Raw genomic sequence first — 12,107 nt, forward strand, 5'->3', positions numbered from 1 at the left:
CCTGGGGGGCCGGGGGAACCTGAGGAACCAGGAAGGCAGAGGGAATCCAGGCACTCCGGGGGACCAGGAGGGCGGAGGGAATCCAGGCACTCCGGGGGACCAGGAAGCCGGAGGGAATCCGGGCGTTCCGGAGAGCCAGGAAGCCGCGGGGAACGGGAAAGGCACGGGGAACCAGGGGCAGGACGAGCTGTACCGGCGGCTCAAGGCGTTCGAGGGGCGGCCCGCGGCGACCGCGGGAACCGGCAAGGACCCGGTCAACGAGCCGATGATCAGGCACTGGTGCGAGGCGATGGGCGATGACAGCCCGGCGTACGCGGGGCCGGACGCGGTCGCTCCGCCGACGATGCTCCAGGCGTGGACGATGGGCGGCCTGTCGGGGCACACCGACCGGTCGGCGGCGTACGAGGAGCTGTTCGGGCTGCTCGACGGGGCCGGGTGCACCTCGGTGGTCGCGACCGACTGCGAGCAGGAGTACCTGAGGCCACTGCGGCCCGGCGACCGGATCACCTTCGACGCGGTCATCGAAGGCGTCTCGGAGCGGAAGACGACCAGGCTGGGGACCGGCTACTTCGTCACCACGCGCATGGACGTCCGGGCGGACGGGGAGCTGGCGGGGACGCACCGCTTCCGCATCCTCAAGTACGCACCGGCGGCCAGACCGAAGCCGAGTCCGAGCTTGAGCCCGAGCCCGCAAGCGCACCCGACGTCCCATCCGCGTCCGCGTCCGCATCCGAAGCGACGAGCGCAGCCACAGGACGAACGCGTACATCCGCGTCCCCGGCCGGTGATCAACCGGGACAACGCCGGTTTCTGGCAGGGCGTGGCCGAACACCGGCTGCTGATCCAGCGGTGCGGTGACTGCGGGACGCTCCGCTTCCCCTGGCTGCCCGGCTGCAACGCCTGTGGCGGCCAGGCGTGGGACACGGTCGAGGCGAGCGGCGAGGGCACCGTCCACAGCCATGTGGTGATGCACCATCCGTCGTTCCCCGCCTTCGCCCCCGACGGTGAGGGCGGTCCGTACGCGGTGGCGCTGATCGAGCTGGCCGAAGGGGTGCGGATGGTCAGCAACGTCGTCGGGGTGCCGTACGACAAGGTCCGCATCGGCATGCCGGTGCGGCTCGCATTCCTGCGTACGGACCCGGAGCTGGAGCTTCCGGTGTTCCGGGGAGACGAGGGCTGAGATGGATTTCGCACCCACCGAGGAGCAGGCCGAGGCCCGGAGGCTGGCCGCCCGGATCTTCGGAGACCTGTCGACGCCCGAACGGCTGGCGGTGGCGGGCACCGGCACGGACGCCGAGCTGTGGAAGGAACTGTGCGCGGCCGGACTGATCGCGGCCGTCGAGGAGATCGGGCTGCTCGGCCTGGTGCTGCTGCTGGAGGAGCAGGGGCGTACGACGGCGCAGGTGCCGCTCGCGGCGAGCTGCGTCTACGGGCTGCTGGCGGTCGCCGGACACGGCAGCGCGGAGCAGCGGGAGCGGCTGTTGCCCGTGCTCCGCGACGGTACCGCCGTCGCCACCGGGGCCTTCCCGGAGCGCGGCGGCGTACGGTCCGACGGCGACGGGCGGCTGAGCGGGAGCGTGCCGTACGTACCGTGGCTGCGGGACGCGTCGCTCGTGCTCGTACCGGACCGGGAGCGGCGGCTGTGGCTCGTACGGACCGGGGGGCCCGGGGTGCTGGCCGAGCCGGTGGAGACCACCGCGCCGTGGTCGGCGGCGCGGCTGGTGCTGGACGGGGCGGTGGGGGAGCGGCTCGGCGGCGCCGGGGCGTACGCGGCGGTCCTGGCCGTGGGCCGGACGGCGTTCGCCGGGCTGCAGACGGGGGTGTGCGCCGGCTCGCTGGCCCGTGCCGTGGCCCATGTGAACACCCGGGAGCAGTTCGGGCGCCCGCTCGCGACCAAGCAGGGGGTGCTGCTGCGGGCCGCCGACGCCCATATGGACACCGAGGCGATCCGGGTCACCGCGTACGAGGCGGCCTGGCGCCACGACGCGGGACTGCCGTACGCGCACCGGGCGCTGACCGCGGCCTGGTGGGCGTCGGAGGCGGGCAAACGGGTGGTGCACGCCGGACAGCATCTGCACGGCGGCACCGGCGCGGACCTCGACCATCCCGTGCACCGCCACTTCCTCTGGGGCCGGCAGCTCGACGCCTATCTGGGCTGCGGCGGCGAAGTGCTTCAGGAACTCGGTGAGTCGCTGGTGAAGGAGGGCATGGAGTGAAGGCCGGTGATGAGCTGGCGCCGCTGGAGATCGCGGTGACCCGCACCCTGATCGTGGCGGGCGCGATCGCCTCCCGCGACTACCAGGACGTGCACCACGACGCGGAACTCGCCCGGGAGAAGGGCTCCCCGGACATCTTCATGAACATCCTGACGACCAACGGCCTGGTCGGCCGGTACGTCACCGACCGGCTCGGTCCCGGAGCCGTGCTCCGCCGGGTCGCCATCCGGCTGGGCGCGCCCAACTATCCCGGCGACACCATGGTCCTGAGCGGCACGGTCACCGCGGTCGGGGGCGACGGGACGGCCGAGATCGCCGTCGTCGGGACCAACGGCATCGGCCGCCATGTCACCGGCACCGTGACGGTGAACGCGACGGAGAACGCAACGGAGAACGCGACGGAGGACGCGAGCGGCGTCCACGCGGACGACGGGCGGGAGGCGGCATGAGCGTGCGCGGGGCCGACCGGCTGGGCGGCCGGGCCGCCGTCGTGGGGATCGGCGCGACCGAGTTCTCCAAGGACTCCGGGCGCAGCGAGCTGAAGCTGGCCGTCGAGGCGGTCCGGGCCGCCCTGGACGATGCCGGGCTGACCCCCGCCGACGTGGACGGGCTGGTCACCTTCACCATGGACACCAGCCCGGAGATCACCGTCGCCCAGGCGGCCGGGATCGGCGAACTGTCGTTCTTCTCCCGCGTCCACTACGGCGGTGGCGCGGCCTGCGCCACCGTGCAGCAGGCGGCGATGGCCGTGGCGAGCGGGGTGGCTGACGTCGTGGTCTGCTACCGCGCGTTCAACGAACGCTCCGGGCGCCGTTTCGGCTCCGGCGTGCAGCAGCGGGAGCCCACCGCCGAAGGCGCCGCGCTCGGCTGGAACCTCCCCTTCGGGCTGCTCACCCCGGCCTCCTGGGTCGCCATGGCCGCCCAGCGCTATCTGCACGCCTACGGGCTGACGCCGGAGGTCTTCGGCCACGTCGCGGTCACCGACCGGCGCCACGCCGCCCGGAACCCGGCCGCGTACTTCTACGGAAAGCCGATCACCCTGGCCGACCACGCCGCCTCGCGGTGGATCGTCGAACCGCTGCGGCTGCTGGACTGCTGCCAGGAGACCGACGGCGGGCAGGCGATCGTCGTCACCAGCACCGAACGGGCCCGGGACCTGCGCCGCCCGCCCGCCGTGATCGTGGCGGCCGCACAGGGCGCCGGGCGGGCGCAGGAGCAGATGACCAGCTTCTACCGCGACGACCTGACCGGCCTGCCGGAGATGGGCGTGGTCGCCCGGCAGCTGTGGCGCACCTCCGGTCTCGTCCCCTCCGAGATCGACGTGGGCATCCTCTACGACCACTTCACCCCGTTCGTCCTGATGCAGCTGGAGGAGTTCGGCTTCTGCGGGCCGGGCGAGGCGGCGGACTTCGTCGCGGCCGACGCGCTGCCCCTGAACACGCACGGGGGGCAGCTGGGGGAGGCGTACCTGCACGGGATGAACGGCATCGCGGAGGCGGTCCGGCAGATCCGCGGGTCGTCGGTGAACCAGGTGCCGGGCGCCGCGAGGACCTTGGTCACCGCGGGCACCGGCGTTCCCACCTCGGGCCTGATCCTCGGCAGGGACGGCTGACCGCCACTGGGTACGGGTTGCTGGTCGCTCGGCCTGCTTGCCGGTACGGGTTGCTGGTCGCCCCGCCTGCTCGTTGGTACGGGTTGCTGGTCGCTCCGCCCGCTTGCCGGTACGGGCTGCTGATAGCCTCGCCCGCTTGCCGGTGAGGGCCTGATCGCCCAGCCAGCTCCTTGGCTCGGGCCTGATCGCCCCGCCTGCTCCGGTGGCCAGCGGGGCCTACGCCCGGTGGTCCGCGGGCCCGCTCCGGCGGGGTGCCCGGCCTGGTGCCGGACACCCCCTGGAGGGATCGCCGGGCCTGGCGCGCCCCCTGAGCCGGGCGGACGACGACTCCACCTACAGGAGGTGGAGCTGGCCCTACCCCTACGCCCTGAGGCGGACGCGCTTTCGGGACCTGGGGCCGATCCCCGTAGCGGCACCCGCTCCTAGCGTGGAAGGCATGACCACGCCAGTCTGCACGGGCGGCTCCGGGGGAGCCGTCACCACCGGGCGCCCGCCGTACCCCGGGCAGGGGCCGCGCACCGCACGGGCCGCATACGCCACGCGGGCCCCGTACGCCCCGTATCCGTCGTTCACCTCCTTCGTCCGGGCGCGAGGGCCGGTGCTGCTGCGCGCCGCGCGTTCGCTCACCGCCAACCCGAGCGACGCCGAGGACCTGCTGCAGACCGCGCTCACCAAGACCTACGTCGCCTGGGAGCGGATCGAGGACCACCGGGCGCTCGACGGCTACGTCCGCCGGGCCCTGCTGAACACCCGGACCTCGCAGTGGCGCAAGCGCAAGATCGACGAGTTCGCCTGCGATGAGCTGCCCGAGCAGGAGGCCGCCCAGGGCCCCGACCCGGCCGAGCACCAGTCGCTGCGCGACGCGATGTGGCGCGCCGTGCTCAAGCTGCCGGACCGGCAGCGCGCGATGGTGGTGCTGCGCTACTACGAGGACCTGAGCGAGGCCCAGACGGCCGAGGTGCTCGGGGTGTCCGTCGGCACCGTGAAGAGCGCGGTCTCCAGGGCGCTCGGCAAGCTCAGGGAGGACCCGGAGCTGACTCCGGTGCGGTGATCCGTTCGGGGAGCTCCACCGGCTGTCCGCAGCTTTCCACCGGATACCCCACGGTTTCCACCAGCTGTCCCACTGTTCCCACCGGCCGCCCACCGGTTGCCCACCGGTTGTCTCGTCGAGCGAAAGACTCGAACGAAACCGATTCGTACTCCCGGAAGTAGTGACATACCGAGTGGTATGTGAGCAGAATCAGGCCAACCTTACTGCCGCGTAGCGCCCACCGGGAGGACGCCGTGCTGAGCACCATGCAGGACGTACCGCTGACTGTCACCCGCATTCTCAACCACGGGATGACCATTCACGGGAAGTCCCAGGTCACGACCTGGACTGGCGCATCCGAACCGCAGCGCCGCAGCTTTGCCGAGATCGGCCGACGGGCGACCCAGCTCGCACACGCGCTCCACGACGAGCTCGGCATCGACGCCGACCAGCGGGTCGCGACGCTGATGTGGAACAACGCCGAACACGTCGAGGCGTACCTCGCGATCCCCTCCATGGGCGCGGTGCTGCACACGCTCAACCTCCGGCTCCCGGCCGAGCAGCTGGTCTGGATCGTCGGTCACGCCGACGACAAGGTCGTCATCGTCAACGGCTCCCTGCTGCCGCTGATCGCCCCGCTCCTGCCCCAGCTGCCCTCGGTCGAGCACGTCATCGTCGCCGGTCCGGGCGACCGCTCCCTCCTCGACGGGGCGGTGCCCCGGGTGCACGACTACGAGGAGCTGATCGCCGGGCGTCCCACCCACTACGACTGGCCCGAGCTGGACGAACGCCAGGCCGCCGCGCTCTGCTACACCTCCGGCACCACCGGCGACCCCAAGGGCGTCGTCTACTCCCACCGCTCCATCTACCTGCACTCCATGCAGGTCAACATGGCCGAGTCGATGGGCCTGACCGACCAGGACACGACGCTGGTGGTCGTGCCCCAGTTCCACGTAAACGCGTGGGGTCTGCCGCATGCCACGTTCATGTCCGGCGTCAACATGCTCATGCCGGACCGGTTCCTCCAGCCCGCCCCGCTCGCCGAGATGATCGAGCGCGAGCGGCCGACCCACGCCGCCGCCGTCCCCACCATCTGGCAGGGGCTGCTCGCCGAGGTCACCGCCCGCCCCCGCGACCTGACCTCCATGGCCCGTGTCACCATCGGCGGCGCCGCCTGCCCGCCCTCCCTCATGGAGGCGTACGACAAGCTGGGCGTCCGGCTCTGCCACGCCTGGGGCATGACGGAGACCTCGCCGCTCGGCACGATGGCCCACCCGCCCGCCGGGCTGACCGCCGAGGAGGAATGGCCCTACCGCGTCACCCAGGGCCGTTTCCCGGCCGGTGTCGAGGCGCGGCTGGTCGGCCCCGGCGGCGAGCACCTGCCGTGGGACAACGCGTCGGCCGGTGAGCTGGAGGTGCGGGGCAACTGGATCGCCGGTGCCTACCACGGCGGCCCGGACGGCGAACCGCTGCGGCCCGAGGACAAGTTCAGCGCGGACGGCTGGCTGAAGACGGGCGATGTCGGGGTGATCAGCGAGGACGGCTTCCTCACGCTCACCGACCGGGCCAAGGACGTCATCAAGTCCGGTGGTGAGTGGATCTCCAGCGTCGAACTGGAGAACGTGCTGATGGCGCACCCCGATGTGGCCGAGGCGGCGGTCGTCGCCGTCCCGGACGAGAAGTGGGGCGAGCGCCCGCTGGCGACCGTGGTCCTCAAGGACGGCGTGGGCGTCGACTACGCCGTGCTGAGAGATTTCCTCGCCGCGTCCGGCGTCGCCAAGTGGCAGTTGCCGGAGCGCTGGACGATCATCCCGTCCGTGCCCAAGACCAGCGTCGGCAAGTTCGACAAGAAGGTGATCCGCAGGCAGTACGCGGAGGGTGAGCTGGACGTCACCCAGCTCTGACGCGTCCTGAAGCGACGAGGGCGGTACGGGAGTCTCCCGTACCGCCCTCGCGTCCGTTCGTTCCGGGCCCGCCCGTCCCGGCCTGTCCCTCCGGCCCGTACATCCGGGCAGTTCGTGCGCCCGGCCCGTCAGCCCGTCAGTCAGTCCGTCCGGTCAGCCAGCCCGTCAGTCAGCCCGTCAGTCAGCCTGTCCGTACGTCCGGTCAGTCCGTCCGGCCCGTCAGTTCGTGCCGATCTTCGCGAGCAGATCGACGATGCGGGACTGGACCTCTTCGCTCGTGGACCGCTCGGCCAGGAAGAGGACCGTCTCGCCCGAGCTGAGCTTCGGCAGCTCCGCCCCGGTCATGTCGGCGGAGGTGTAGACGACCAGCGGAGTGCGGTTCAACTGGCCGTTCGCGCGCAGCCAGTCGATGATCCCGGCCCGGCGGCGGCGCACCTGCATCAGGTCCATCACCACCAGGTTGGGCCGCGTCCGGCCGGCGAGCGACACGGCCTCGCTGTCCGTGGCCGCCCGCGCCACCTGCATGCCGCGGCGCTCCAGGGTCTCCGTCAGCGCGAGCGCGATCTCCTCGTGCTCCTCGATCAGCAGCACCCGCGGCGGATGCTGCTCGCTGTCGCGCGGGGCGAGCGCCTTGAGGAGCACGGCCGGGTCGGCCCCGTACGCCGCCTCCCGCGAGGCCTGCCCCAGACCGGCCGTCACCAGCACGGGGACCTCCGCCGCCACCGCCGCCTGGCGCAGCGACTGGAGGGCCTTGCGGGTGATGGGGCCGGTCAGCGGATCGACGAAGAGCGCGGCGGGGAACGCCGCGATCTGGGCGTCCACCTCCTCGCGCGAGTGCACGATCACCGGCCGGTAGCCGCGGTCGCTCAGCGCCTGCTGGGTGGAGACGTCGGGCGCGGGCCAGACCAGCAGCCGACGCGGGTTGTCCAGCGGCTCCGGGGGCAGCTCGTCGTCGACCGGCTGCGGCGAGGGACGGTTGGCGACCTCGACGGCGCCGCCCGGACCGTCCAGCGGCTCCGGACCCTCGGCGCCCTCGTCAGGCGCCCCTATCGCGTACGACCGCCCCTCGGCCTCCGGCACGGGACGCAGCTGCCCCGGGACGGACGGCACGGGCGCCGACGGGGCGGCCGTCCCGGCACGTTCGTCCTCGGGCGGGGCGGCGAGCTTGCGGCGCCGCCCGGCACCGCCGAGCGTCTGGTTCTGCTGGTGCGCGATGTGCTGGGCGAAGGGCACACCCTGCCCGAGCGTCCGCACGCTGAACGCGCGTCCCTGCGTCGAGTCCGGGGACACGCCCGGCATCAGGGCCTCCGCGGGCAGCGGCTGCCGACGGGCGTCCGGCACCGGCGCGGCACCCTGCGGATGGCCCTCCGCGGACTCGGGGGCCGCGACGGGCGCGGTGCCGGTGGCATGCGCGGTCGGTCCGGCGGACGACGGCTGCTCCGCGCCCTTGCCGGGTGCGGAGGACGTCTCGGCGGGGGCGGCGGTACGGGCCCGGCGGCGGCCGGTCGGCGCGGCCGGCACGGGGTGCGCCTGCGGCGGTGTGTGGTCCTCGTCGGGCGCGGTGCGCGCGGCGTCGTGGCGGCCGGGCAGCGAGGCGTCCGCGTCACCGGCCGTGACGGGGGCCCGGTCGGCCTCCGCGGGCGGCAGGGCGAACGCGGTACGCGGCCCGGTGGGCTCGGCCTGGGCAGCCCGCTCCCGGTCGGCGGCGAGCGCCCGCCGGGCCCGCCGCCCCTGAGGTGCCTGGGGCCCCTGCGCTGTCTGGGGTGCTTGAGGTGCCTGCGGTACGGAGCCGTCGGCGAACCGCGCGGGCGTCTCGGTCTCGGCCGCCGGAACGGGGGCGGTCGTGGGAACCGAGGAGGGCGCAGACGGGGCAGCGGGCAGGGCCAGCTGGCCCTCGGCGCCCTGCGGCGCCCGCGGGCCGCCCGCGGGCACCGGAACCTGTCCGTCCACCGGAACACCCTGCGGCGGTACGGTCCGACCGAGCTGCGGCCGGGCATTGCCCTGCGCGCCCTCCGCCGCCGTCACCACGGAGCCCTCGGACGGGGCGGGTGCCGAGGCGGCGGCGGGCAGCGCCAGCGCCTGCCCGGCTGCCTGCGACTGCACGTGCTGAGCACCCGGAGCCGACTGCGCACCGACCGGCGCACCGACCGGCGCACCGGCCTGAGCCCCGGCCTCGGCCGGGCTCGGCCGTCCCCGCCGACGCCCTGAACCGCCCTGGGTGTCCTGCGCCCCCGCCGACGTCTGGAGCGCCTGCTCGTCCTGGGCGGGCTCGCGACGTGCCCGCCGCCGACCGGTCGGCTCGGCCGCCGCCCGGTCGCCCCCCGGCGCGGTGCCCGGAGCGGGACCACCCACCGGGCTCTCCAGGAACGCGTCCGTGGACGACCGGCGCGCCCGCCGCCGCCCGCTTCCCGGCTGCTGCCCCGCGGCCTCCGGCTCCGGGCCGGGCGCGGCAACGGACACCTGCGCGCCCTCGGAAACGGACTCGGCAACAGATTCGGAAGCGGACTCGGAAACGGCGCCGGAAACAAACTCGGAAAGAGAGTCGGGACCGGCCCCGGAGCCAGCCGCGGGCAACTGCTCGGCCGCGGGCAGCTGTCCGGCCGCGGGGGCTGCCACGGTCCCCGACCCCGAACCCAGCGGCACCTCCAGCACATACGCGCTGCCGCTCATCCCTGGCACCTCATGCGTCTGGAGCACGCCACCGTGCGCCCGCACGATCCCGCGCACGATCGGCTCGTGCACCGGGTCGCCCCCGGCGTACGGACCGCGCACCTCGATGCGTACGACCTCGCCGCGTTGCGCCGCCGCGACGACGACCGTGGAGTCGACGTACCCGCCGCCGGGCACCACCCGGGCCTTGCCCGTCGAGTCGACCCCGGCGACGTCCGCCACCAGATGGGCGAGCGCGGTCACCAGCCGCCCCGCGTCGACCTCGGCCTCGATCGGCGGCGCGTGCACGGCGAACTGCGCGCGCCCGGGGCCGATCAGCTCGACGGCCGCGTCAATTCCGGCCGTCACGACCGAGTCGAGCAGCACGTTCGTCTTGACCAGCTGCTCGGAACCGGCGTCGAGGCGCTGGTAGCCGAGCACGTTGTCGACCAGGGTGGTCATCCGGGCGTAGCCCGCGGCCAGATGGTGCAGGATCTGGTTCGCCTCGGGCCACAGCTGGCCCGCCGGGTCCGCGGCGAGCGTGGCGAGTTCGCCGCGCAACTCCTCCAGCGGGCCACGCAGCGACTCGCCGAGCACGGCGGTGAGCTGGCCGTGCCGGGCGGTCAGCGCCGTCAGCCGGTCGCTCTGGGCCTCCAGCTCGGCCGCGTACCGCTCGGTCCGGTCGGCCAGTTCCGCGCTGTGCCGCTCCGTCAGCTCGGCCAGCTCGGCGGCGTGGTTCGCGGTCAGCTCGGCGAGCTCGTCACCGTGGCGCTCGGCGAGCTCCTCGTACGGCCTGCGGTCGGTGAACGTCATGACGGCGCCCACCAGCTGGTCGCCGTCGCGGACCGGCGCGGTGGTCAGGTCGACCGGCACCTGCGCGCCGCTCTTGGACCACAGGACCTGGCCGCGCACCCGGTGCTTGCGCCCGGAGCGCAAGGTGTCGGCGAGCGGCGACTCCTCGTACGGGAACGGCTCGCCCTCCCCCCGCGAGTGCAGGATCAGCGGATGCAGTTCCTTGCCGCCCAGGTCGCTGGCCCGGAAACCGAGGATCTGCGCGGCGGCGGGGTTGACCAGCACGACCCGGCCGTCCGTGTCCGTGCCGACCACGCCTTCGGCCGCGGCCCGCAGGATCATCTCGGTCTGCCGCTGCGAACGGGCCAGTTCGGCCTCGGTGTCCACGGTGCCCGACAGATCCCGCACGACGAGCATCAGCAGCTCGTCACCGGTGTACCCGCCGCCGTACCCGCTCTGGAAGTCGGTGTACGCGGCCTGCCCGTCCTCCAGGCTGGCGCTGGTGACCTCGGCGGGGTACTCGGCGCCGTCGGTCCGCCGGGCGGTCATCCGGGTCGGCTTCGTACGGCCCCGCTCGTCCGCCTCCTCGGGCCGCCGCATCGAACCGGGGATCAGCTTGGAGTCGAACTCCGGCAGCAGATCCAGGAGCCCGCGCCCGACGAGCGCGGTGCCCGGCGTCTCGAACATTTCGAGCGCGATGGTGTTGGCGTTGACGACCGTGCCGTTGCAGTTGACGAGCAGCAGCCCGTCAGGGAGTGCATCGAGTATGGCTGCGAGGCGAGCAGCGCCTCGGGATGGCCTGCTGCTCACGACGACGCTTCCTCCCTGAATACCGCACCTTGCTGACAGCGGGCCCCATCTTGCCCCTCGGGCCGCAGCCTGTCACTGAAGGAGTCTAAAGGCAGCGAGGCGGCGAGGGGCTGCGGATAGGGGGGAGCTCTCACCAAGGTTCTGTGCATACGGTGTACGACCCCGCCCTTCATCCCGCTTCGGGGAGCACCGGGCGCAGCGTGTTCCAGCGCGAGATTTCGCAGCCGCCGCTCCGGTTGAACGCCGCGTCGATGCTCCGTCCCCGCCAGATTCCGGTGATCCGGGCGGTGGCCGGGCCGCCGGACTGCAGGGTGCACAGCATGTCCCCGGGCACCGGGGCGAACGGATTCACGCCCTGGTCCGCCAGTTCGTCCAGTCGGCCGCAGGCCGCCCGCGCAGCCGGGTGACCGCCGCCCACCGGGGCGCATCGCAGCCGGAAAGTTCCATCGGCCCCGGCGTGTCCCGAGCCGGAGACCATGATCGTCAACCGGGTACGGACGCCGTCCGCGTCCGTCGGCGCGGCCACGGTCGGCGCGGCGAGGCTCGGCGCGGCGAGGGAGGCGACGGCGGCGAGGGATACGAGGGCGGCCGGGGCAAGGCGTTTCACGCTGGGCCTACGTGACGTGGAGGGCATGCGGGCTCCTGTGCTCATGAGCTTCGGCGAGCTTCCGGCGATCCGACACTCCAGCGGACCGTCGGACCGCCGGACGTACGGGCTGCCGGTCCGACGGACGTACGGGCCGACGGACGTACGGGGGAGAGAGGCGGCGGCAGCGGGAAGCAGGCTTCCTGTTTCTCCCGTTTTCCCGCCCTCCCTCCCTAACGCTCCGCACGCCCTGGCGTTGCGCGGCCGGAAGCGCTTTGCCCTCGCACCCGTCTGCCTAGTACCGTAGGCACCGATTGGTGACGCACCGCTTAGCTGTGTCATCATCTGCACGCACCACTCGCGCTCGCGCGGGGCGTGCATGGAGGCGTCGCCTAGTCCGGTCTATGGCGCCGCACTGCTAATGCGGTTTGGGTCTTAAAGCCCATCGAGGGTTCAAATCCCTCCGCCTCCGCTCTCCGACCAGGGAGTTCGGCCACTGCGGCCGAAC

Annotated in this window: 8 protein-coding genes and 1 tRNA gene; 7 read left to right on the forward strand and 2 right to left on the reverse strand. The window is 73.2% G+C overall.

The annotated features are described in order from the left end of the window. The first annotated feature begins 187 nt into the window (after positions 1 to 187). The 6 genes from ACFVWY_RS01935 (at position 188) to ACFVWY_RS01960 (ending at position 6,762) form a co-directional block, all read left to right on the forward strand. Positions 188 to 1,180: a bifunctional MaoC family dehydratase N-terminal/OB-fold nucleic acid binding domain-containing protein gene (locus tag ACFVWY_RS01935; protein ID WP_389866330.1), complete on the forward strand. Its 993-nt coding sequence runs from the start codon at positions 188 to 190 to the stop codon at positions 1,178 to 1,180. A gap of 1 nt (position 1,181) precedes the next feature. Continuing rightward, complete coding sequence (locus tag ACFVWY_RS01940) at positions 1,182 to 2,216, forward strand: acyl-CoA dehydrogenase family protein (protein ID WP_389866187.1); 1,035 nt, start codon at positions 1,182 to 1,184, stop codon at positions 2,214 to 2,216. Further along, a complete protein-coding gene (locus ACFVWY_RS01945; RefSeq protein ID WP_389866190.1) occupies positions 2,213 to 2,665 on the forward strand; it encodes a MaoC family dehydratase in 453 nt (150 codons plus the stop codon). The genes ACFVWY_RS01940 and ACFVWY_RS01945 overlap by 4 nt, the downstream gene beginning before the upstream one ends. Continuing rightward, complete coding sequence (locus tag ACFVWY_RS01950; RefSeq protein ID WP_389866193.1) at positions 2,662 to 3,828, forward strand: lipid-transfer protein; 1,167 nt, start codon at positions 2,662 to 2,664, stop codon at positions 3,826 to 3,828. The genes ACFVWY_RS01945 and ACFVWY_RS01950 overlap by 4 nt, the downstream gene beginning before the upstream one ends. A 436-nt stretch (positions 3,829 to 4,264) precedes the next feature. Continuing rightward, on the forward strand, positions 4,265 to 4,879 hold the full coding sequence (locus tag ACFVWY_RS01955) for a SigE family RNA polymerase sigma factor (RefSeq protein ID WP_389866195.1): 615 nt from the start codon (positions 4,265 to 4,267) through the stop codon (positions 4,877 to 4,879). A gap of 233 nt (positions 4,880 to 5,112) precedes the next feature. Beyond that, a complete protein-coding gene (locus ACFVWY_RS01960) occupies positions 5,113 to 6,762 on the forward strand; it encodes a long-chain fatty acid--CoA ligase (protein ID WP_389866197.1) in 1,650 nt (549 codons plus the stop codon). A gap of 219 nt (positions 6,763 to 6,981) precedes the next feature. On the opposite strand, the gene ACFVWY_RS01965 is transcribed toward ACFVWY_RS01960, so the two are convergent. Then, complete coding sequence (locus ACFVWY_RS01965) at positions 6,982 to 11,013, reverse strand: PAS domain-containing protein (protein WP_389866199.1); 4,032 nt, start codon at positions 11,011 to 11,013, stop codon at positions 6,982 to 6,984. A gap of 169 nt (positions 11,014 to 11,182) precedes the next feature. After that, positions 11,183 to 11,647, reverse strand: a complete 465-nt coding sequence (locus tag ACFVWY_RS01970) for an SSI family serine proteinase inhibitor (protein WP_389866201.1) — start codon at positions 11,645 to 11,647, stop codon at positions 11,183 to 11,185. A gap of 333 nt (positions 11,648 to 11,980) precedes the next feature. On the opposite strand from ACFVWY_RS01970, the gene ACFVWY_RS01975 reads away from it, so the two are divergent. After that, positions 11,981 to 12,071 (forward strand) — tRNA-Ser (locus tag ACFVWY_RS01975). The last annotated feature ends 36 nt before the right edge of the window (positions 12,072 to 12,107 follow it).

Origin of the sequence: Streptomyces sp. NPDC058195, from assembly GCF_042883525.1 — a bacterium.
Lineage (GTDB): Bacteria > Actinomycetota > Actinomycetes > Streptomycetales > Streptomycetaceae > Streptomyces.